The sequence below is a fragment of the Aliidiomarina shirensis genome (genome assembly GCF_003987345.1).
In the GTDB taxonomy this organism is placed as follows: Bacteria; Pseudomonadota; Gammaproteobacteria; order Enterobacterales; family Alteromonadaceae; genus Aliidiomarina; species Aliidiomarina shirensis.
In genome coordinates, this window is the sequence record NZ_PIPP01000007.1 from 109,376 (window position 1) to 132,792 (window position 23,417).

Here is a 23,417-nt window from a genome sequence, read left to right on the forward strand (position 1 = left end):
ATTTCAACAACTATAACTGTGCTGCAACCTCCGCACCTTGGCGAATTGCTCTCTTCGCATCAAGCTCCGCCGCTACATCAGCGCCACCGATCAAATGCACATTTATGCCCGCTTGTTGCAGCGGTTCTTGCAACGTGCGTAATGGCACTTGCCCCGCACAGATAATAATATGGTCAACTTCTAATAACTCTGTTTGCCCATTACGTTCAATTTCCAATCCTTGATCAGTAATTTGCTTATAAGTAACACCATTGAGCATCGAAACACCTTTATTTTTTAAGGTGTTGCGGTGTACCCAACCTGAAGTTTTGCCTAGGCCACCGCCCACTTTGCTTTCTTTGCGTTGTAGCAAAAATATTTTTCGCGGTGAAGGATCGGGCAATGGCTGCATCAGCGCCCCTCGGTTCTCATAGCCTTGATCAATACCCCAAATACCATGCCATTCATCGCTATTCAGGGTTGGCGAGTGTTCCGTGGTTAAGTATTCAGAAACATCAAAGCCAATACCACCAGCTCCAATAACAGCAACGCGATTGCCAACCGGCTTGTGATCACGCAGCACATCTAAATATCCCAACACTTTATCCGATTCGATACCCGGAATTTGCACATCCCGAGGTTTCACCCCAGTTGCTAACACCACTTCATCGAAACCCGCGCTCTTTAAACTTTCGGCAGTTTGTGGGCTTTCCAAATGCTGAACTACGCCGGCATCCACCAGCCGGTTGGCGAAATAACGAATGGTTTCATAAAACTCTTCTTTACCCGGTATCTGCTTGGCGAAATTAAACTGGCCACCAATTTCTTTCGCGGCATCAAACAAATGCACCTCATGGCCTCGCTCCGCCGCAAAACATGCCGCCGAAAGCCCCGCTGGGCCCGCGCCAATCACCGCAACCTTTTTCTTCTCCGTAACCGGGTGCATTACCAGCTCAGTTTCAAATGCAGCTAATGGGTTCACCAAACAGCTCGCGCGTTTGTTTTCAAACACATGATCCAAGCAGGCTTGGTTACACGCAATACAGGTATTAATCCGATCCGCTTTATCAGCAGCCGCTTTATTTACAAAATCAGGATCGGCCAAGAATGGGCGCGCCATCGAAACCATATCGGCTTCGTCATTGGCTAAAATATCTTCGGCTATCTCGGGTGTATTAATTCGATTCGTTGCCACTACCGGCACGCTCAATTCTTTTTTCAAACGTGCGGTAATCCAACGAAATGCTCCACGCGGCACCGAGGTTACTATGGTGGGCACACGAGCTTCATGCCAGCCAATGCCGGTATTGATAATAGTAGCACCCGCTTTCTCCACGCTTTTACCAAGCTCGATTACTTCTTCTAGCGTGTTGCCACCCTCTACCAAATCGAGCATCGAAAGGCGGTAGATAATGATAAAATCATCGCCAACCGCAGCGCGCACAGCCTTCATAATTTCGAGTGGGAAGCGCGCTCTATTCTCAAAGCTACCGCCCCAACGATCGGTGCGCTTATTGGTGCGCTGACAAATAAACTGGTTAATCAAATAACCTTCCGAACCCATAACCTCAACACCATCATAGCCAGCCTCTTTCGCTAACTTCGCGGCTCGCGCATAGTGTTTGATGGTTTTCAGAATCTGCCGCTCGCTCAAGGCTTTTGGCTTAAACGGCGTAATCGGCGCTTTAATCGCGCTTGGTGCAGCACTGAACGGGTGATAAGAATAGCGCCCGGCATGCAATATTTGCATAGCAATCTTTCCGCCAGCAGCGTGCACTGCATCGGTAACTTTCTTATGTTTAGTAACATGCCAGCGGTTCGTTAGCTGGCTGGCAAAAGGCGCCAATCGGCCGCGGTAATTTGGGCTAATACCGCCGGTAACAATTAAACCAACACCACCTCGGGCGCGCGCTGCATAGAATTCGGCGAGCTTAGCGAAACCACCTTTTTCTTCTTCAAGATTGGTATGCATCGACCCCATTAATACTCGGTTTTTTAGTGTGGTAAAGCCGAGATCAAGTGGCTTTAACATGTGCGGATATGGCTGACTCATATTTATTCTTTTCCTCTGGTCTAACCTGTAATAACGCCACTCTATCTGCTTCTGAAAAATCGAGCAAGCACAGGTGTACGCTGAAAAGCCCAAGAAAACCTTCTTGGCTATAGCTAATTTCGTGTAAATTCGTTAAGTTAACTACCCATATAAAATGTTCGCTGAACAGCAATCAGGGTTGTTGCGCATGAAGCACAAATCACATTGGCTTAGTTATATTTTCGCCTTCCTTCCAGCAGTATTTATCGCTGGTGTACTTGGCTCGGTGATTCAAACCCAATTTAATATCCTCAGCATCAGTAGTATTGGCCCCAGCATTACACATAGCCAGCGCTTAGATGCAACTTGGCACGATTTATTGAACTTTGCACCATTACTCATGATTGTTGTGGCCGCAGCATTCATTATCGCACTACCTGTAGCGCATATTATCGTGCGCCTGCAGCGCCGACAGTTTATCGCCTGGTGTGCGGTAGCGGGCGCGATTGGTTTATGGGTTGCGTTTTTAGTGGCCGATCACTTTGCCCCGATGCCAACCCTAATCGCCGCTACACGAACCAATGTTGGCACTTTTTTCATGATCTTAAGTGGGTTTATTGGTGGCGCAGTTTATGCTTGGCTAAGCCGTTACTTTCGCCAGCAATTGGTAAAGCGAATTCGCGCGAAACACCATGCTAATAACGCCTCTGCAGCCAATGAATCAATGCCTACACAAACGAACACCACGAGCACGCCCGAATGAAGGTGAGAATGAAGCCATTAACTAATTCAGCAACTACACCGATAAAAACTATATGGCTACAGCGCTGGGGCATGCTCCTTTGCCTGCTGGCTTACGGTACGGTGCTAGAATCTCAACCGGCATTCGCATTTACAAGCTCAGCGCAAATCCAAGAACAAATCAGTGCCCAAGAAGGGAATAGTGACGCCAGTAGTGATGCCTCTGATGAAGAGAGCTCAGAGCCTGAAATCGAAAATTCGCCATACCAGTATGAGCACTTAGCAACGGATTTGGCTTTTCCGTGGAGTTTAGTTTTCTTAACCGATAACACCATGCTGATAACGGAACGCGGCGGTATGGTGCGCCACCTTGATAGTGAGGGCAGCGAAATCAACCAATTCATGCCGCCGCTGGAAGATCTTTGGGTATCTGGCCAAGCTGGCTTATTTGATATCGCGCTAAGCCCGCAATTTTCGCGCAACAACACCGTATTTCTTAGCTACGCCTGTGGAACCGCCAATGCGAACAACACTTGCCTAGCTCGGTTAACATGGAATGGTGAAACGCTCGAAGATGCCCAAGTAATATTCCGCGCCGCGCCAGCCAAACGTGGCAGTGCCCATTACGGCGGCCGCATTGCATTTATGCCAGATAACACCCTATTACTCACGCTTGGCGATGGCTTTGATTATCGCGAAGATGCGCAACGTGTTGCGAACCACATTGGTAGCGTTGTTCGCATTGAACAAGATGGCAGCATTCCAGCTGATAACCCAATGCTGGCGAGCTCTAGCGCGAAGCCCGAGATCTTCACCTACGGCCATCGAAATGTGCAAGGCATTGCCTGGCATCCAGAGCAACAACGTATGTTTATCAGCGAGCATGGCCCGCGCGGCGGGGATGAAATTAATCGCTTACGCAGTGGAGCTAACTATGGTTGGCCGCTAATCACGGATGGGCTCGATTATACCGGTGCGTTAATTAGCCCCTATAAGCAATTGCCCGGGCTGACGGCTGCTGAATTTAGCTGGACACCTTCTATTGCGCCTGCGGGGCTGGCGATATATTACGGCGATATGTTTAACGAATGGAACGGCGATTTATTAGTTCCTGCGCTTGCGGGCAAACATGTTGCTAGGCTGCGATTCCGCACCCGCTCGGAAATCATACTTTCGCTCCCCGAGCATGCAGCAAATTTAGATAATGCAGGCGCACATAAACCACTGCAATTAGAAGAAATATTATTCACGGAGCTGAATCAACGTATTCGTGATATTCGCGTTCACCCGCAAACCGGTGCGCTATATTTGCTTACCGATAGCGCGGCTGGTAGTTTAATTAAAGTAACCCCCAGCGATGAATAAGCGCTCATGAAATATAGAGCTGCTCATAGCTCTTGTTAGTTGAAATAAGGAAGTATTACTCATGGAAGCACAACGAAAACGAACGCTCACCCAGCTTTTACTCGCATCGACAATTTTATGCGGCTTAACAGCACCCGCCATCGCGCAAGAACGTAGCATTGATTTTGGTATCGGTATTGGTATGCCTTACTCTGGCATAGGTGCTTCTGGTAGATATTTTGTTACCCATAATTCAGCGGTGCAGCTTTCTGTAGGCTGTGTTTCATTATCCAATTTTATCTCTAACGCTTGTGGCCCAGGCATTTCTTATGAATTTACCGGGTTCATTGCAAACGATTTCAATAGAAATCACGCCCTCGGTGTCTATGCCGGCATAACTGGCACCGAAAACCTTGTAAGAGAAGAAACATTCAGTGGCTATCAACGAGATATTTATGGGGCTGGCCTGTATTACTCATACTACTCGAACGGTTTTGATAGCAGCGGCTTTCATTATGGCGCTAGCTCATGGGTAGCTAATGAAACAAACCGCAATGGCAATAAAGATGCAAAGTTAAATATCTCTTTGCATGTAGGTTATCGTTTTTAGAATTAGAAAAGGAATTTCGAAATGTGTAATCGCAACGTTGGTGGCATTATTGCCATTCTAGGATTGCTTGGGTTTTCGCAAGCCGCGTCAGCTCAGAGCAGCGATGATTGGTTAATTACCGTGGGTTTTGCTTCAGGCTCACCCCTGCTAAACGATAACTCCGAGCGCGGCAATTATGTGCCTTTATGGTTGGCTAAACCTGAGGCCTTTGATCGGCAGGTTGGTGGCTATATTAGCGTTGGTATTCCAGAAACTGATTTCGCCGGGAATAGCAGTTCTGATCGCCACACTGTTCGGGTTTTGAACGCAGGTTTTACCTTCAAACCTAATAACAACGTAGTTCTATATGCAGGCCCTGGTTATTCGTATCAACGCGAGCACGGGTTTAATGCCGAACCTAGAAGTAAGCATCGTTTGAATGCGAATTTAGGAGTGGCTTTTATTGGCCGAAACTTTGGTATTAACTTTGGCTATGATTCCGGGCCTAATGCTTTCGGTATTGGCTTTGTAGTTACTAATCATTGGTTTAGCGGCCGCTTTTAAGCATTTCAATGCTTAGCGTTTTCTAATAAAAAACCCGATTCATTTCTGAATCGGGTTTTTATTCTTCTGAGCTTTAACAATTACTTTGGTAAACGCTTACTCAACGTTAAGCTTCAAACCACGGCGAATCAATAACGCATCGGTGGTTGGCTCTTGGCCACGGAATTCGATATACGATTCCATTGTTGGCCGTGAGTTACCTACTTCTAAAATATTACGGCGATAATGGTTACCGTTTTCGCGGGTTAAGCCACCTTGGCTTTGCACATAAGCGAATGCATCGGCCGCTAAGATCTCACTCCACATGTAAGCATAATAGCTAGCAGAATAACCACCGCCCATTGAATGCGAGAAGAAGGTTGTTTTATAGCGTGGTGGAACCGCTTCTAAATCAACACCATATTTCGCTAAAGCTGCCGCTTCAAATTCATTCACATCTTGCAACTCATCATCAGCAGTAAGTGAATGCCATTCCATATCGAGCAAAGAGGCCGAGATATATTCTAGGGTATCGAAGCCTTGATTAAAGCTACGTGAACGAATAACACGCTCAAGTAACTCTTCTGGAATTGGCTCACCTGTTTCGTAATGCTTAGCGTAGTTAGCAATTACTTCTGGATGTGCAGCCCAATCTTCTTCAAAAGTAGAAGGGAATTCAACGAAATCACGCGATACTGAAGTACCCGCTAATGTTGGATAAGTAACGTTTGAGAACATGCCGTGAATACCATGGCCCAACTCGTGGAAAATAGTAGTTACGTGATCGTAGCTCACTAATGTAGGTTCACCCTCTGGCCCTTTCGGAATGTTCATCACATTCACAACCACAGGTTTAGTATCTAGCAAGTGTGATTGGCCCACAAATGAACTCATCCAAGCACCACCACGTTTGCCTTCACGCGCGAAGTAATCAGCATAGAAAAGGGCAATGCTAGTTCCATCGGCATCAAACACTTCATACACTTCTACATCTTCGTGATAGGTAGGCAAATCAGGACGCGGTTCAAAAGTGATACCGTAGAAACGGTTCATCAGATAGAAAACGCCATCATGCAATACGCGATTAAACTCGAAGTATTCACGCACTTCGCTCTCATCAAGATCGTAAAGCTCTTGGCGAACGAATTCAGCATAGTATTCCCAATCCCAAGGTTTTACTTCGAAATCACCGCCTTTCTTCTCGATCATTTCTTGAATAGCCGCTTGTTCAGCTTTGGTGTTGGCAACCACTGCTGGCAACATGCTACCGAGCATTTCAAACACGGCTTCTGGCTTTTCTGCCATTTGCGGTTCAAGGTTGTAATCAGCCCAGCTATCGTAGCCAAGTAATGCTGCACGCTGTGCACGAATTTGCGCTAAGCGAGCAGAAATGCCGGTATTATCGTACTCACCTGATTGCGCACGATTTGCAGAAGCTTCCCAAACCCGCTGGCGTAATTCACGGTTATTTAATGAAGTAAGAATCGGTTGGCGAGTAGTATTCGTAATGCTTAGCAAATACTTACCTTCCATATCACGATCTGCGGCAGCATTTGCTGCTGAACGAATTTGTGCAGGTGATAAGCCATCAAGCTCTTCTACGTCATCAACAACCACTGCAATGTTGCGGGTTTCCGCTAACAAATTTTGTGCGAACTGGTTGGTAAGGTTTGAATGCTCTTCATTCAATGCCCGAATTTCATCTTTCTGGCTCTCTGTAAGTAGAGCGCCAGCCCGAACAAAGCGCTGATGATACACTTCAACCAAGCGTTGTTGTTCGCTGTTCAAGCCTAAGCTTTCACGTTGATCGTAAATAGTTTTGATACGCTCAAACAAAGCACCGTTGAGATTGATGTTATCTGAGTGGGCTGCATTCTTTGGCGCCAGCTCAGATTGAATAGCGCGGCGTTGTTCGTTGCTATCGGTACCTGTTAAATTATAAAAAACGCGAGAAACACGGGTTAACAACTCACCGCTGCGCTCCATAGCAACAATGGTATTTTCAAACGTTGGCGCTTCTGGATTGTTAGCGATAGCTTCAACTTCGGCCATGTGTTCTTCCATACCGCGTTCAAACGCTGGTAGGAAATGGTCATCGTTAATTACGCGGAAATCAGGTGCTTGATATTGCAAGGTACTTGCTTGAAAGAATGGATTTTCAACCGCCATTTCTGCATTTGCTGACGCGCTCTCGCTTACAGATTCTTGCTCAACGGTAGGTGCTGGCGCTTGTTCAGAACAGCCAGTAATGGCTAAAGACGCACCGATTAACGATGCTAGAATTGTTTTCTTCATGGTAATCACACGATTTCCCCTTCTTTGGTTTTATATGTTTGCCTTAGGCTCTTGCTTTAGTAACAACCCGTATCATTTGATAAACACAAACACGCGGCAGTCTTCGAGTATGCATCAAATCAACGAAAAAAATAAGCCATTTGATACTACAAATCATGTGCTCTACCTCATTCCGAGGCGTTTTTATGGATAAGCACCCGCAACAGAATCCCTAGCAATGGGCATGCGGCCATAACGGCAACCATAGTAAGCGGCTCACCATTGCTCAAAACAGCAGCTAAGCCCCCCACCAATGCGCCCATAGTGAAGCCACTCGAACTTACTAGTGCCGATGCCGTAGCTGAGTTATGCGGAAAGAAATCAGCTACCCGCGACATCCCGTTAGCCACTACAAATCCTTGCATTCCAACGAATATCATAATCTGGGGCACCAACAGCCAAATGGGTAGATTAAACAACAAAACCGAACCTACCATCATAATGCCCACGGCGAGTTGGAGCTTCTGCCCAGTGCGCAACACTTGCTCAGGTTCGAAATGCTGTAGCACTCGAATATTGATCTGGTTACACAAGCTTAAAGCAATAATATTCACAGCAAAAAGTATGGGGTACAGGCTTTCGCTTACCCCGTAATAGCCCATGTATACGCCTGGCGAAGTAGTAATAAAAGTAAACATACCGGCGTTGCTGAACGCAACTGCGAACAAAACACCAAGCGCCCTTTGATGTTTCAGCACTGAAAGGTAGCGCGAAACAGCCGATTGCTTCGGTGCTGCCGTTATCTGCCGTGTTTCCGGCAAATAGCGCCTTAGCAACAGCAGTAATATCACCGCATAAACAGCCAAGAACCAAAAAATACTGCGCCAATCGCTTATCAATAAAAAGAACGCGCCAATAAAGGGAGCTAGCAATGGCGCCGCCATCATAATGGTTACTATTTGCGAAAGAATCTTGGCGCTATCCTTTCCAGAGTAGCGATCGCGAACAACCGCCATGGTATTGACCACACCCATCCCGCCGCCAAAGGCTTGCAGAATTCGGCCAAACCAAAGCAATTCAATCGACGACCCAAGCGCAATAAAAACACTACCGAAGGTAAATAAGCTCAACCCAACTAAAATCGTTAAACGCCTACCAAAATGATCAGAGATCGGCCCGCCAATCAACTGGCCTGCGGCAAAGCCGATAAGGAAAACACTGAGGGTAATTTCAATATTATGTAACGAGGTGCTTAGATCATCGGCCATAATTGGCATTGCAGGTAGGTACGCATCAATAGCCAACGGCCCCAGCGCAACTAGCCCGGCAAGAAGCCAAGCAAAGCCTTTGATGTAGGTTGTAGCGTTTGAATTCTGCATGCAGATACCACGTAGCAAGATGAGCCTGATTGAGGCATTATAGGCTAATTCCATGTTTAAAAGGTGTTAACAAATGAGTAATTTACCAAATTGCCCGCAATGTGGTTCTGAGTACACATACGAAGATGGCATTATGTATGTTTGCCCAGAGTGCGCGCATGAATGGCCGCAAGTAGCTGAAGCGGAAAACAATGATACGAGTGTTAAACGTGATGCCAACGGCAACGAATTGCAGGATGGCGATACGGTTACCGTAATAAAAGATTTAAAAGTGAAAGGGTCTTCCCTCGTTGTGAAAGTAGGCACTAAAGTGAAGAATATTCGTTTGGTTGATGGCGATCATGATATCGATTGTAAGATCGATGGCATCGGCCCCATGAAACTAAAAACTGAGTTTGTGAAAAAGGTTTAACGCATGCATGCAACTGTTGCGGTAATCGGTGCCGGCCCCAGCGGCTTAACAGCAGCAAAGAATTGCTTAGAAGCAGGCTTGGCTGTTGAAGTATTCGAAAAAAATAATCAAGTGGGCGGCAATTGGGTATTTAATTCACGTACTGGCCATTCCAGCGTTTACGAAAACACCCATATTATTAGCTCTAAAGCATGGTCGGAATATGAAGATTTCCCCATGCCCGCTGAATACCCCGATTATCCGAATCACCGGCAGTTGCAAGCCTATTTTGAAAACTATGCTAAACATTTTGGCGTGTATGAAACTATTCGTTTTCAAACCACAGTAGAACAAGTAGAGCGCCAACAAGACGGCCAATTCTTAATCACTTGGAGTGATAACCAAGGCACTCAGCGCAGTAAACGCTTTACCCATGTAATGGTTGCAAACGGCCATCACTGGAACCCTAAACATCCAGAGCTACCCGGAGAATTTACCGGCCGCTATCTGCATTCTCATGATTTTAAGGGAGTAGATGATAGCTGGCGGGGCCAACGTGTATTAGTTATTGGTGCTGGGAATTCCGCATGTGATGTTGCCGTAGAATCAGCCCGCATTTCTGAAACGGTGCATCTAAGCATGCGCAGCCCACAATGGTTTTTGCCGAAATTTATATTTGGTAAGCCTTCCGATGTGCTCGGAAGCCGCATGCCCCTGTGGGTTCCAAATCGAATACGGCAGTGGCTTCTCACGAAGCTGGTGAAGCTAATGCAGGGCAATTATAAAACGGCATATAATTTGCCCGAGCCGAAAACGTTATTGCTCAGCCATCACCCTACAGTGAATTCTGATTTACTTGATTTTATCCGCCACGGGCGTATCCACCCTCGTGCTGATATCACATCGGTGAACGAAAAAATGGTTGAATTCAGCGATGGTAAGAGTGGTATCTACGATATCTTAGTCGCCTGCACTGGCTTTCGTATTAGCTTTCCTTTTTTCGCCAAGAGCTTTATCGATTTTGAGGATTCGGAAAAAGTACCGTTGTACTTAAAGATGATGCATGAGAAATACGATAATTTGTATTTCATAGGCTTGTTTCAACCTCTTGGCTGTATCTGGCCATTGGCCGATTACCAAGCGAAAATCGCTGTTCAGGAAATTATCGGGCGTTATCAACGGCCCAAAGATATGCAAGCGGCCATTCAATATGAAATTGAGCATCCCCACTTACCTTTCGAAAGTGGGAGCCGGCACTCAACTCAAGTGGATTACCATAAATTCCGCCGCGATTTAAAAGCCGCGTTAAAACAAGCAGGCATTGATATTGGCAATGCTCCGGGTGGAAAAGTGGGAGCATATAAAACCTTTACCCGAGTGCAGAACACACAAAAAACAGGGTAAAAAAAAGAGCCAACAGATAAACTGTTGGCCCAAGCTCGTTGCTAGCGAACAGCAGGCCGGCAAACCTGCTGTCAGGAATATAAACGCAGCCTGATAAAAATAAGATCACAAATTTTCATCATTTAAATTGAGAGCCAGACATGGAATCAAATTATCTACTCGCGCTATATACTAAAACCTTACGCCTGCCATTTGGCCGCCAGATATTTTCGCGTATGTTTGCCAGTAAGGCTCCCTACTTTAAAACCATTAAACCGTTAATTACGGAACTACGCCCCAATTACTGTGAACTTACCTTTAAGAAGCGCAAGGCGGTAGCCAATCATATCGGTACCGTGCATGCCATTGCCTTGTGTAATGGTTTAGAAATGGCGATGGGCGCCGTAGCGGAAGCTTCTATTCCAAAGAACTTGCGCTGGATCCCAAAAGGCATGCAGGTTGAATACACGGCCAAAGCCGATTCCGATATTAAAATTACCGCTGAAATACCAGCCGATGCGTGGCAGGTAGGTGATATTCAAGTTGCCGTAAATGGTTTTCGCGCAGATGGAACCAAAGTAATTACCGGACACATTACCATATACGTTTCAGCCAAACCGAAACGATAATTAGAACTATGCGATAGCTATGTATTTAGCGTTTTACCGCATTTGCTGCTCCAACCAGCGCCATGGGCTTATGTTGGTGTTTGCCGAATGAGGGTAAAACCTGCTATAACGCCTAGCTATTAATAAAACTATAACAAAAATAGGATTTAATTATGGATACGCCTCGCGAACATTTTAGTTCCCGCCTTGGCTTCATTCTTGCCGCCGCAGGTTCCGCTGTGGGCATCGGCAACATGGTTGGTTTTCCTGTTGCTGCTACCAAAAACGGTGGTGGTGCCTTTTTAATTATTTACGCCATTTTCGTGGTTTTTATCTGCTTACCCATAATGCTTGCGGAAATGGGATTAGGCCGAAAAACTCAAGCTGACCCACATGGTGCTTACATATCCCTTGCCGGTAGCAAGAGCCCTTGGCGGTTTGCTGGTTGGTTAGCCGTAATTACGCCATTTATGATCGGTGTTTTTTACATGGTTATCACCGTTTGGATACTGGGTTATTTGGTGCAAACGTTATTTGGTAACCTCGATGTGATTGCCAATCCCGAATATTTCGGCGTGTTTATCAATAACTGGATGGTGTTCCTGTATCTTGCCATTGTTGCCGCTATTGTCTACTTCGTATTGGTGAGCGGCGTTCGCGATGGTATCGAAAAGGCGGCGCGCATTATGATGCCTGCGCTTTTCGTAATGTTGTTAGTGCTGGTAGCTTTTGTACTCACGCTGGATAACGCATTTGCCGGTGTGCAGTTTTATTTAATACCCGATTTTAGCAAAATTGATGGCGGCGTAATTAGTGGCGCGCTTTCGCAAGCGTTTTTCTCGTTGTCGTTAGGTATGGGTATCTTAATCACTTACGGTTCTTATTTACGTCAGCGTGATGATGTTGTTGGTGCCGGAAAAATGGTGTTATTAACCGATACAGCCGTAGCCTTCACCGCTGGTTTAATGGTGTTGCCGGCCATTTTCGCGATTAATCCAAACACGAATCCGGCAGAATTAAGTGAATCTTCGGTAGCCATGATTTTTACTTTCTTGCCGCAGATATTCCTCGCCCTCTCAGCTAATATTGGTTACATCGGCGCAAGTATTGTTGCGGTTATATTCTTCTTATTAGTATTTGTAGCCGCAATCACATCATTGGTATCTATCATTGAAGTGCCTACCGCTACTATCGTGCGCAAATACTCATTCTCGCGCGCAAAGGCGTTGATGGTGCTTGCAGCAACCATGGGTATCTTAACGCTCATCGCAACCGCTTCATTTGGCATGGTGGACTTCTTCACTAATTTCGTAAGTTACGGTGGCGGTTCGCGTTCGGTATTCGATGTTATCTATGACGTGTTCTACGATACGGTACTGCCGCTGAATGGCTTACTGATATGCTTATTCGTGATTTGGCACTGGCGTTCGAAGAACCTCAATGACGAGCTTGCTATCGGTGCTTCTGGCTATAAAAATGGGATTTTTCAAAAATATGTGAGCTTTTCGCTAACAACCTTTATCCCTATCATCCTAGCTGTCGTGTTTATCAATACGGTGCTGGATATATTCTTTGGCATGCCTCTTTTTTAATTGCGGGGCAACGTTATAAACCCTTTTAGAAATCCCGGCAATGCCGGGATTTTTTTTCAGCGCGGGCATAAAGTTCAAGATATACTGAAACCTATGAATGCTATATCGCAAACCAACGTAAAACACCGACAAATAATACTTATTGAAGCGGACACGCCATTTCCGAATATGGCAGTGCCGGTACTAACGTTAACAGCCGATAAGGTAAACCAATATCGGCAATATTTAGGTACCGAACATTCATGTGTTTTCTTCGATGCCAGCATGCAATTTCACGCCGATGCGTTACTAGCAGTGAGCGGCACAATAGCAGGTGGTGGTTGTCTGGTTCTGAAGCTTCCAAATCAGCTCACACCAAGTTTGCAGCGCTTAGTACAATCCTTACAAAGTGCAGGGATTAATACCGAATTTACCAAAGCGGCTGCGCTCAATAACTACCTTGCAATTTATGCTCGTGAGGCTGATAACCTTGCCGAATATGCCACTAGTAGCCAATCATTCACGGCAACTGCTGAGCAGGCCAATGCCCTTAAAAAATTAGAACATTTTGATGCTGGAGCGGTTGTTCTGAATGCTCCGCGGGGCCGCGGTAAATCGAGCTTGCTTGGTATGTGGATACATGCGGCATATTCGAAGTATAAGTTTACCCTCTGCGCACCTTCGAAACGGCAAGCGAAACAAATATTCGCAACTACTGGTGCAGAACACTTTGCGTTCATAGCGCCCGATCAATTATCTAGCTATCAGCAGGGCGAACATGAATGGCTACTAATTGACGAGGCTGCTTCGATTCCTAGCCACCTGCTAACCGATTTAGCCATACGTTGCCAGCGGCTTGCTATCGCAACCACCACCGAAGGATACGAAAGTGCGGGTAGAGGTTTCGCATTACGGTTTCAACAACAATTACCGCAATATTTTGCAAATATTCTCACCTTAGAATTATACCACCCCGTTCGCTGGGGCCTTGGTGACCCACTCGAAACCGCACTAAACCAATGCTTCTGCGTTTATGCGGCGGAATCGAACGTAGCCCTTAGCGGACAGCCCACGTATCAACATGTACATGCCTCTGAACTCGTGCCTGAAGCGCTGGAACAAGCATTCACGCTGTTAACGTCAGCGCATTATCAAACTAGCCCGAACGATTTGCGTTTGTTGCTTGACGACCCAAAACAACATCTATTTTTACAATGGCACGAGAATACCCTTACTGGCGTTTGCTGGGTTGCTAGCGAGGGGCCAATAACCGAAACGTTAATCGCTCCTATCTACCAAGGTAAGCGCCGACCACCAGGGCAGTTGCTGCCGCAGAGTATGTGTTTCCATTTGCGTAGCAAAGACGCTGCAAGGCTATCCATGCAGCGCATTGTTAGAATTGCGATCGTACCAGCGGTGCAAAAGCATGGCGCCGGAACTGCGCTTTTACAGCATGTTCTAAGTACGTTAAACGCGAATGCTGATCTTATTGGCACAAGCTTTGGCGTAAGTGAACACTTACATCATTTTTGGGTTAGCAATGGATTTGTGCCGCTTCGTATCGGTCAGCATATCGATGCGGCTTCGGGAATGTACTCAGCGTTATATGCCCATGTTTATGCAAACGAACACTCACCGGCTGCATCAGCCGATTCTGATAATTCACGAAAATTAGTAAGCGATTTATTTAACCGCTTTTGCACTTATTTTCCTTACCAATATCTAAAATTAAGCCATGCGCAACAACTGCAATGGCTGAATGCTTGGGTAACTAAACAGCAACGCGAAGAGCCTCAGAAATCGCAAATACTGCATACCTATCTGGCTGATTTCGCCGCAGGACATATTCCATTTGAACTGCTGCAGCCTATTCTTGCAGAGGCAGCCTTTAATACAGAGTTAGAATACGGTTTACTCACGCACTGCGCAGTTAATGCTTCAAGTTTAGCGGATAACGCGATCGAGGCGGGCTTTCATGGTAAAGCCGACTTATTAACCCACTTGCGCGCATTGGCAATGGAAGCGTTGAACTCAAACACGCAAACATAAAACGTACGTTGACGATTTTTAAGTTGAGGTACCCGCCCTGCGTAATCGCCCTAATTTAACTATTTCACTGAATTTTTACTAAATTGAGGTATGCTTAAACACAAATTGATTGCTACAACACTTACAATAATTATTAACCCAGAATCGTTAAAAGAGGTTATTTATGTCGCTCCGTCATTTTAAATATCTTACCGCAGCAAGTATTTTAGTACTTGCTGGTTGCAGCAGCCCCTCCCCTATCTCTGAACCTGAGGAACGTATGGCGTATCCTGAATCTGCACAAGGCTCGCAAGTGGATACCTACCATGGTGTGCAAGTAGCCGACCCATACCGTTGGCTAGAAGACATGGATAGCCCAGAAGTAAAAGCTTGGGTTGCGGCACAAAACAGCTTAACACTCCCACATTTGGCGGATCTTTCAAGCCGCGAAATGCTAAAAGAGCGTTTAACCACTTTGTGGAACTATGAGCGTTTGAGCACACCGTTCCGGATAGCTGATCATTATTTCTATTACCGCAACGATGGTTTACAAAATCAATCTGTACTCTATGTTACCGATAGCCTTTCTAACCCAGCTCGGGTACTTATCGATCCAAATAACTTTAGCACTGACGGCACGGTATCGCTTTCACGCACCTACATCAGCCCAGAGGCCAATTATATTGTGTACGGTGTTTCTGATGGCGGTTCTGATTGGGTTGAATTTCGAGTTCGTGATGTGCGCACCGGCGAATCACTAGACGATCATATTACTGGCACCAAATTTACCAACGTAAGCTGGTTACCCGATGAATCGGCGTTTTACTATAGCCGTTACCCTGAAGGGGAAGATGGCCAGGCGGATGATCAACAAACGGTGCAAATCTTTAAACATACGCTTGGCCAAGAGCAAAGTGCCGATGAACTTGTTTACAAAATTGATCACGAACGCCCGATTAATCCATACCCGCAAGTAGCCAGCAACGGCCGCTACTTGCTTGCTAACCTTTCGGAAGGGTTTCGTGCCAATGGCATACACGTATTAAGCTTGATGGACGATAACGCTGAGTGGCAGCCTTTGTTTGATGAATGGGATGCGCGCTACAGCTTAATCGAAGCTGATGGCAATATGTTTTATTTCTACACCACCAATAATGCACCGAATGGCCGGGTTATTGGCGTAGATATCAATCGCCCACAACCAGAGCATTGGGAAGAAATTATTGCTGAAAAAACTGAAACCCTCGATAGCGTGAGTTACGTGGGTGGCCAGTTTTTTGCTAGCTATCTGAAAGATGCGCAATCGGTTGTAGAAATCTATTCAGCACACGGAAAGCATATTAAACAATTAGAATTGCCAGAGATTGGCTCGGTTTCTGGGTTTACTGGTGATTCCGATCACCTAGAAACGTTCTTCCGTTTAACTAGCTTCACGCAACCGGGCGCTGTATATCACTACGATATCGCAAACGATGAAATTAAACTGCACCAACAAACACGAGTGAACGCTGATCTAGAAAGCTACATTACGGAGCAGGTATTTTACCAAAGCAAAGATGGTACCGAAGTACCTATGTTTATCGTGCGCCACAAAGGTTCAGTGTTAGATGGTGAAAACCCAGTACTGCTATATGGCTATGGTGGCTTTAACGTATCGCTTACCCCTGGTTTCAGCGTTGGCCGCATGGTATGGCTCGAGCAAGGTGGCATTCTTGCGGTGCCGAACCTGCGTGGTGGTGGCGAGTACGGCGATGCCTGGCACCAAGCGGGTACTAAGTTAAATAAACAGAACGTATTTGATGATTTTATTGCAGCAGCAGAGTATTTAGTTGCGGAGAATTATTCTTCACCAGAGAAGATTGCCATTCAAGGTGGCTCCAACGGTGGCTTGTTAGTTGCCGCTGCTATCACTCAACGCCCTGAATTGTTCGGTGCTGCACTGCCAGCGGTTGGTGTTCTGGATATGCTTCGTTATCATACGCCAAGTGCCAATGCTCGCGCCTGGAGTAGTGATTACGGTTTAAGTGAAAATGCAGAGGAGTTCGAAGCACTTTACGCATACTCCCCTATTCACAATACCGAGGCCGGAGTGTGTTATCCGCCTACACTTATCACCACAGGCGATCATGATGACCGTGTGGTACCATGGCATAGTTATAAATTTGCCGCGGTTCTACAACGGGATCAGGGTTGTGCTGCACCAGTTATGTTGCGCGTTGAAACGCGAGCCGGACATGGCGCGGGAACCCCAACTTGGATGGCGATTGAACAAATTGCGGACCAATGGGCATTTTTAATTGAACATTTAGATATGGCTAGCGAAAACGCAGTGAGCCAAGACGCAGAATAATGATTGCATTTGCAAGCGGGCGTAGGCAAAATCGCGCCCGTTTTCTATACAGAATCTCATCAAGATAAAGGGATGAATACAATGTCTCGAGTTTTAATTATTGGCGCCGGCGGTGTAAGCGGTGTTGTAGTAAAAAAATGTGCAATGTTGCCAGAGTATTTCAGCGAAATTCATTTGGCCTCGCGCACTGTTTCTAAGTGCGAAAAGTTACAAGCCGAAGTTGGCAAAGACCGTGTTGTCGGCGTTTATTCAGTAGACGCCGATAACGTGGATGAGTTGGTTGCTTTAATCGAAAAAGTGAAACCAGCCTTGGTTATCAACGTAGCTCTACCTTATCAAGATCTGCCAATTATGGATGCATGCTTAGCAACTAACGTGCACTACCTTGATACCGCAAACTACGAGCCAAAAGATGAAGCTAAATTTGAATACAGCTGGCAGTGGGCATACCACGAGCGCTTCAAAGAAGCAGGTTTAATGGCGTTATTAGGTTCGGGATTTGATCCGGGTGTTACTAACGTATTTACCGCTTATGCGGCGAAGCACTATTTTGATGAAATTCACTACCTAGATATCGTTGATTGCAACGGTGGTGATCATGGCCAAGCCTTTGCCACTAACTTCAACCCAGAAATCAATATTCGTGAAATCACCCAACGCGGTAAATACTGGGAAAATGGCGAGTGGATTGAAACCGACCCGATTAGTGTTCGCAAAGATTTAGATTATCCGGGTGTGGGTGTTCGTGCTTCATACTTATTATTCCACGAAGAGTTAGAATCAATCGTTAAGCACTTCCCAACGATTAAGCGTGCTCGCTTCTGGATGACGTTTGGTGAAGCTTACTTGAATCACCTGCGAGTTCTTGAAGGCATTGGCATGACATCAATTAAACCAATTGATTACAATGGCCAGCAAATTGCACCGTTAGAATTTTTGAAAGCTGTGTTGCCGAACCCAGGTTCTTTGGCTGAAGGTTATGAAGGCTTAACCTGTATCGGTACTTACATCACTGGTTTAAAAGATGGCAAAGAGAAAACTATCTTCATTTACAATAACTGCGATCACGCAGCTTGTAACATTGAAGTAGGCGCACAAGCGGTTTCTTATACCACCGGTGTACCAGCAATGATTGGCGCTTCGCTTATGTTAGAAGGCACTTGGATGAAGCCAGGTGTGTATAACATGGAGCAGTTCGATCCAGATCCGTTTATGGAACGTTTGAACAAATACGGCCTGCCATGGCAGGTAGTTGAAGTTGACCAAAATCCTCTGCAGGATTAATTCGGTACAACGGTTCGATATAGCCGGCTCTTCGGAGCCGGTTTTGCTTATTTTGGAGATGCAGCAACCATGACAAATCCTTTTCTATCGCCAACAATTCCCTCTCCCTGTTATGTGTTGGAAGAGCAAAAACTAATCAAGAATTTAGAGTTAATGCAGCACGTGCAAGAGCAAAGTGGTGCAACAATTATTTTGGCGCTGAAAGGGTTCTCGATGTGGAGTTCTTTTCCAATTGTGCGGAAGTATTTGAAAGGTTGTACAGCAAGTTCAGCGTGGGAAGCGGAACTAGCTGCCGATACATTTGGCACCGAAGTTCATGCGTATTCGCCAGCCTACAAAGATTATGATATCGAAGTGTTGTTGCGCCATTGCAACCATATTTCGTTTAACAGTATTAACCAATGGCACCGCTATCGCGATCAAGTTGCAGCCAAAGGTGTTTCCATGGGCCTCAGAATCAACCCTGAGCATCAGGAAGCCGATACAGAACTTTACGACCCATCGGCTCCGGGTTCTCGCTTGGGCGTGTTAGCAGCTCATTTAGAAGACGCTGATCTAACCGGCATCGAAGGTTTCCACGTGCATAATCTGTGCGAGTGTGATTCCTTTGCTCTTGAACGCACGTTAGCTGCAGTAGAAAAGCGTTTTGCCAAATGGTTACCGCAAATGAAGTGGTTAAATCTTGGTGGTGGGCACTTAATGACCCGTAAAGGGTACGACACTGACCATTTAATCGCGCAGTTGAAGCGTTTACGTGAAACCTACGATTTAGAAATCATTCTCGAACCCGGCTCGGCGGTTGCGTGGCAAACAGGGCCTTTGGTAGCAGAAGTTGTCGATATTGTTGAGAACCAAGGCAAGATCGCGATCCTCGATATTTCCGCTACCGGACACATGCCGGATGTACTAGAGATGCCTTATCGCCCAGCGATTACGGGCGCAGATTTACCTACCGTGAAGGCTCATACCTATAAGCTAGGCGGAAATAGTTGCTTGGCGGGTGATGTTATCGGCGAATACAGCTTTGATAACGAACTGAAGGCCGGTGATCGAGTAATATTTGAAGATATGATGCATTACACCATGGTAAAAACCACCTTCTTTAATGGTGTGGAGCACCCTTCGATTGGTATTTTGCGCAGTAATGGTGATTTTGAGTTGGTGCGTAAATTTACCTATGCTGATTTTAAAGCGCGGCTCTCATGAGTTTACGGCTCTAAGCCTAGCCTTCAAAGCATAAGCAATAATGAATTAAGCGGATTAATGTGAACGTTAATCCGTTTTTCTTTTGCTCTCATGCTGAAACCAAATTGCTAAGCCTTCCAACACTAGATCGGGCCTTTGTTCCGCGGTATCTAATTCGTTTAACGGATATGTGTGGTTACTCGCAACCTCATCTAGCATTGCGTTGCCTAGGTATTGGCAATCACCGCCAGTAAGCCAAACCTTCATCGCTTCATTTTCCGTTTCTTCGTGCGCCTTTAATTCAGCTTTTGCCGCCGTTTTTGCGGCCGTTTTTGCGGCTAATAGGGCTTGCTCTACAAAACCATTCAACGACGCCCTACAGCCCAAATGAATAGCTCGCTCAGTTGCGGTTCCAAGCAACTCGTTGGGTGTATCATTAGAAACGCGCAATCTCGAACTTTTATTTATCAGTGCCTCTTGCATCAATCTCATACCCGGAGCAATCCAACCGCCTAAGTGGTTGCCATGAGCATCAATAACATCAAGTGTAATAGCCGTGCCTGCATCAATAATAATCGCTGCCGTTTTTTCCGATGTTGCTACCAATAATGTGAGCCAACGATCTACGCCCAAGGTTTCTACTTGAGCGTAACAATGTTGAACTCCAAAACCTGTGGTTGTACGTGCTTGATAGAGCACTTTATTGCTGGTTTCCGCAAAAAGCTTTATGCGTTCAATTTGTTCTTCCGCGCCAACACTTGCAAGCGCTAACGCATCATAATCATAAGCTTCCAATGCGCTAAACAACGCATCTACGCCATAGCCCTTGGCAAGAAACTCCGGCTTTTGATATTCATAAAAGCGCGCAAGTTTCCAGGCGGTGTTACCGATTTCAAGCAGTAGCGTTGCGGACACTAATTTCACCTCCAAAATAACGTTTCAGCCCATCATTTTGCTGTACGAGTAAGGCGCCAAATTCATCTATTCCTTGGCATATCCCTTCTTGTTCATGCTGACCAAGTATGAGCTTAACTGGCTTCTGATAAAAATGATCATAGCGGCGCCAAACATCCAGCAAACTTTTTAGGTTCTCGGCATCATGAACTGAAAGCATTTGCATACAATGGCTAATCAATTCCCCCGCCCACCAGTTCCGGTTTACTGGAGTATTCAAATGAGCAGCAACTGAGGTATAAGGTTGGTCGATGGTATTTCCGGCATCGGCCATTTCTAAGTTTAACCCAATACCTATTATAGCCTGCCCTTCTCCACCAGCTTGTCCTTCAAGTTCGACAAGTATTCCTGCAACCTTTTTACGGTCGATGTACACATCGTTTGGCCACTTTACACTAACCTTGTCGATGCCTGCCGCGCTCAATGCCTCGGCAATTGCCAAGCCAAGCGCTACACTCAAGCCCATGGCGGCGTTTAGGCCCTGCGATAATGGCCAATAAATAGATAGATAGAGATTATTACCAAATGGTGAGTGCCATTGCTTGCCTCTGCGCCCGCGGCCGTGGGTTTGCATTTCGGCAAGTACACAACTTCCGGGCGCTGGGTTTGCGGCAATAATAGCGCGTATATCATCGTTCGTTGAGCTGGTAACGTGATGCAAGTGAATAGGCAAATTCCCTAGCTCGGCTGGTAAGTTAGCGCGTACTCCGTTCTCATTCAGCAGCTGTAATGGCTTTGATAATCGATAGCCCTTACCGGAGACTCGAAATATATCTAAGCCTAGCGCAGTGAGTTTTTCAATATGATTATGCACGGCTGCGCGGCTTACGCCGAGTTCAGCACCCAATTGTTCCCCAGAATGAAATTCACCATCAGCTAAGCGCAATACCAAACGTGAATCCAGATCGTGTGTACTCATAGCGTTTCCAACAAACCGTTTTGCCCGAGCAAACGCACTTCTGGTTCAAGATATACACCATACTTTTCGCTTATTCGGGTGCAAATTGCACGCGCTAAGGTGATCAAGTCATTTCCGCTAGCTCGCCCTCTATTAATTAAAACTAAAGCTTGCCGTTGATGAACCGCAGCATCTCCAACGTTAAGCGCCTTTAAACCGGCATGATCAATTAGCCAGCCCGCGGCAAGCTTCACAGAATGTTTGTCTAACACGAATGCCGGCATATCCGGGTATGTCGCCAATAATTCTTCATAATACGCTTTGGAAACTATTGGATTTTTAAAGAAGCTACCCGCATTTGGTAGTTTTTCGGGATCAGGGAGCTTGGCATTCCGTACATTGATTACATGTTTCATGATAGCTTCGGCCGAAGCATCGCGGGGAAGTGAAGATAAATCGGGATAATCTAATACTGGTTGCCAACTCTTTGGTAACTCGAGTTGAACCGAAGTAATTAAAAGATGAGCGTTCTCGGTTAACTTAAAAATACTATCACGATACGCAAACCGACAATCGGCATTGTTCATCGTTGAAAATTCATGTGTTTTAAAATTATATACTTGAACCGATTTTATATACCGGCTTATCTCCACACCGTAAGCACCGATATTCTGCACAGGAGCTGCACCAACGCTTCCAGGTATGAGAGCTAAGTTTTCCAAACCGAAAATACCTTGCTCAACAAGATTCAATACGAGCGAGTGCCAATTCTCACCCGCCGCAATATCTATCAACCATCTCGTGCTGGTTTCTTGAATATGAACACCTAAAAGCTGGTTAACTAACACTGTGCCGGAATAATCAGAAGTAAAAATAGTATTACTACCGGCACCTAATATCCACGTATCATTCGTCCAAACTATATCTGGCAATTGCGTCAGTGTTTCGAGAATAATTATTTGCTTTGCCTCAGCTGGCAATGCAAAACTATGGAACTTTGCTAGTGAATTCACTTTATATGGTCCGCCAGAATCGTAAAGATCAATGCATTTATTTTAACAGCTGAAGGGCAAAAAGCTTTAGTTTTACATCTACTTAATCGAGGAAAACGCATATAGAATTAGCAAACAACTATGCCATTACAGCAATGCTTTAAGCTCGATAACGGTTTGTTCATTCCCATGGCTAATGTAGAGCACACCATCGGTAACCATAAAACCCCAATGTGAATTCCTAGTAACGGCTTTCACAAGCTCTTCCATAGGCTCAACGGGTAACTGGAAGATGCTAACATTACTTAAGTTGGCTGCTAAGGGGAGTGTTTTTTCGCCCCACATTCGAGCATTACCATAAACCAATAAACTATATTTATCAGCTTTTCTGCTTCCCTTAGTTATACGATCTAGATCGGGCTGGCCAACATCTATCCAATGCTCGATATCACCGTGCAACGCTTTTTGCCATAGTGCAGGCTCTTCAGTTTCCGAAAGCCCACGTCCAAACTCCAAGCGCTCGTGATAAAACAAACCGAACGCTAGGATTCGGGCAACTAATCGTAGTTCTGTTTCTGATGGGTGGCGGGCAATGGTGAACTTCACCTGTTCATAGCACCCACGATCCGTATCTGAAATATCGAGTGCTATTTTATAAGCAGTTGCTTGTAGAGCCATAATAGTTCCTTTTCCGTTGAGGAAGAACATTGTAGGCGAATTTAGGCAATAAAAAAGCCCCTCGCTTACGCGAAGGGCTCTTCTATTTAATAGGAGCCTGGCGGTGTCCTACTCTCGCATGGGGAGGCCCCACACTACCATCGGCGCTGACATGTTTCACTTCTGAGTTCGGAATGGATTCAGGTGGTTCCACGTCGCTATGGCCGCCAGACAA

19 protein-coding genes and 1 rRNA gene are annotated in these 23,417 nt (G+C 45.8%); 12 read left to right on the forward strand and 8 right to left on the reverse strand.

Annotation, left to right across the window (positions count from 1 at the left end; genetic code table 11):
• Positions 1–10: 10 nt before the first annotated feature.
• Positions 11–2,032, reverse strand: coding sequence for an NADPH-dependent 2,4-dienoyl-CoA reductase (locus CWE13_RS12260; protein WP_126809051.1), 2,022 nt, complete (start codon positions 2,030–2,032; stop codon positions 11–13).
• A gap of 187 nt (positions 2,033–2,219) precedes the next feature.
• Between CWE13_RS12260 and CWE13_RS12265 the strand changes: the two genes are divergently transcribed.
• The 4 genes from CWE13_RS12265 to CWE13_RS12280 all read left to right on the forward strand — a co-directional run bounded on the left by CWE13_RS12265 (position 2,220) and on the right by CWE13_RS12280 (position 5,249).
• Positions 2,220–2,774 (forward strand): hypothetical protein, encoded by a 555-nt coding sequence (locus CWE13_RS12265; protein WP_126809053.1) that lies wholly within the window; start codon positions 2,220–2,222, stop codon positions 2,772–2,774.
• A gap of 8 nt (positions 2,775–2,782) precedes the next feature.
• Positions 2,783–4,117 (forward strand): PQQ-dependent sugar dehydrogenase, encoded by a 1,335-nt coding sequence (locus tag CWE13_RS12270; protein ID WP_241973695.1) that lies wholly within the window; start codon positions 2,783–2,785, stop codon positions 4,115–4,117.
• 61 nt (positions 4,118–4,178) lie between these two features.
• The gene (locus tag CWE13_RS12275) at positions 4,179–4,706 is read left to right on the forward strand and encodes a hypothetical protein (RefSeq protein ID WP_126809056.1); all 528 of its coding nucleotides are present in this window, start codon (positions 4,179–4,181) and stop codon (positions 4,704–4,706) included.
• A gap of 21 nt (positions 4,707–4,727) precedes the next feature.
• Positions 4,728–5,249 (forward strand): hypothetical protein, encoded by a 522-nt coding sequence (locus CWE13_RS12280; RefSeq protein WP_126809059.1) that lies wholly within the window; start codon positions 4,728–4,730, stop codon positions 5,247–5,249.
• A 96-nt stretch (positions 5,250–5,345) separates the two neighbouring features.
• Here the strand turns inward: CWE13_RS12280 and CWE13_RS12285 are convergent, their stop codons facing one another.
• A complete protein-coding gene (locus CWE13_RS12285; protein ID WP_126809099.1) occupies positions 5,346–7,523 on the reverse strand; it encodes a M3 family metallopeptidase in 2,178 nt (725 codons plus the stop codon).
• A gap of 167 nt (positions 7,524–7,690) precedes the next feature.
• Positions 7,691–8,881 (reverse strand): multidrug effflux MFS transporter, encoded by a 1,191-nt coding sequence (locus CWE13_RS12290; protein WP_241973696.1) that lies wholly within the window; start codon positions 8,879–8,881, stop codon positions 7,691–7,693.
• 73 nt (positions 8,882–8,954) lie between these two features.
• Here CWE13_RS12290 and CWE13_RS12295 point away from each other — a divergent pair, with 73 nt between their 5' ends.
• From CWE13_RS12295 to nspC, 8 genes are all read left to right on the forward strand, one after another.
• Positions 8,955–9,293, forward strand: a complete 339-nt coding sequence (locus CWE13_RS12295) for a zinc ribbon domain-containing protein YjdM (protein ID WP_126809064.1) — start codon at positions 8,955–8,957, stop codon at positions 9,291–9,293.
• 3 nt (positions 9,294–9,296) lie between these two features.
• Complete coding sequence (locus CWE13_RS12300) at positions 9,297–10,676, forward strand: flavin-containing monooxygenase (protein WP_126809066.1); 1,380 nt, start codon at positions 9,297–9,299, stop codon at positions 10,674–10,676.
• A gap of 140 nt (positions 10,677–10,816) precedes the next feature.
• Complete coding sequence (locus CWE13_RS12305) at positions 10,817–11,284, forward strand: hotdog fold domain-containing protein (protein ID WP_126809068.1); 468 nt, start codon at positions 10,817–10,819, stop codon at positions 11,282–11,284.
• 152 nt (positions 11,285–11,436) lie between these two features.
• The gene (locus CWE13_RS12310) at positions 11,437–12,855 is read left to right on the forward strand and encodes a sodium-dependent transporter (protein WP_126809070.1); all 1,419 of its coding nucleotides are present in this window, start codon (positions 11,437–11,439) and stop codon (positions 12,853–12,855) included.
• A 93-nt stretch (positions 12,856–12,948) separates the two neighbouring features.
• Positions 12,949–14,883 carry a tRNA(Met) cytidine acetyltransferase TmcA domain-containing protein gene (locus CWE13_RS12315; protein ID WP_126809071.1) on the forward strand — a complete coding sequence of 645 codons (1,935 nt, stop codon included), beginning with the start codon at positions 12,949–12,951 and terminating at the stop codon, positions 14,881–14,883.
• Between the two features lie 163 nt (positions 14,884–15,046).
• Positions 15,047–17,212 carry a prolyl oligopeptidase family serine peptidase gene (locus tag CWE13_RS12320; RefSeq protein WP_126809074.1) on the forward strand — a complete coding sequence of 722 codons (2,166 nt, stop codon included), beginning with the start codon at positions 15,047–15,049 and terminating at the stop codon, positions 17,210–17,212.
• Positions 17,213–17,293: 81 nt separating this feature from the next.
• Positions 17,294–18,496: a saccharopine dehydrogenase family protein gene (locus CWE13_RS12325; protein ID WP_126809075.1), complete on the forward strand. Its 1,203-nt coding sequence runs from the start codon at positions 17,294–17,296 to the stop codon at positions 18,494–18,496.
• A 69-nt stretch (positions 18,497–18,565) separates the two neighbouring features.
• Positions 18,566–19,702 carry a carboxynorspermidine decarboxylase gene (nspC, locus tag CWE13_RS12330; RefSeq protein WP_126809077.1) on the forward strand — a complete coding sequence of 379 codons (1,137 nt, stop codon included), beginning with the start codon at positions 18,566–18,568 and terminating at the stop codon, positions 19,700–19,702.
• 66 nt (positions 19,703–19,768) lie between these two features.
• On the opposite strand, the gene CWE13_RS12335 is transcribed toward nspC, so the two are convergent.
• The 5 genes from CWE13_RS12335 to rrf all read right to left on the reverse strand — a co-directional run bounded on the left by CWE13_RS12335 (position 19,769) and on the right by rrf (position 23,414).
• Positions 19,769–20,596 carry a type III pantothenate kinase gene (locus CWE13_RS12335; protein WP_157980969.1) on the reverse strand — a complete coding sequence of 276 codons (828 nt, stop codon included), beginning with the start codon at positions 20,594–20,596 and terminating at the stop codon, positions 19,769–19,771.
• Positions 20,574–21,554, reverse strand: coding sequence for a bifunctional biotin--[acetyl-CoA-carboxylase] ligase/biotin operon repressor BirA (gene birA / locus CWE13_RS12340; protein WP_126809081.1), 981 nt, complete (start codon positions 21,552–21,554; stop codon positions 20,574–20,576). Before birA ends, CWE13_RS12335 begins: the two co-directional genes overlap by 23 nt.
• A complete protein-coding gene (gene murB, locus CWE13_RS12345) occupies positions 21,551–22,546 on the reverse strand; it encodes a UDP-N-acetylmuramate dehydrogenase (RefSeq protein WP_126809084.1) in 996 nt (331 codons plus the stop codon). Before murB ends, birA begins: the two co-directional genes overlap by 4 nt.
• A 126-nt stretch (positions 22,547–22,672) precedes the next feature.
• The gene (locus CWE13_RS12350) at positions 22,673–23,203 is read right to left on the reverse strand and encodes a YaeQ family protein (protein WP_126809086.1); all 531 of its coding nucleotides are present in this window, start codon (positions 23,201–23,203) and stop codon (positions 22,673–22,675) included.
• Between the two features lie 95 nt (positions 23,204–23,298).
• A 5S ribosomal RNA gene (gene rrf, locus CWE13_RS12355) occupies positions 23,299–23,414 on the reverse strand.
• Positions 23,415–23,417 lie beyond the last annotated feature (3 nt).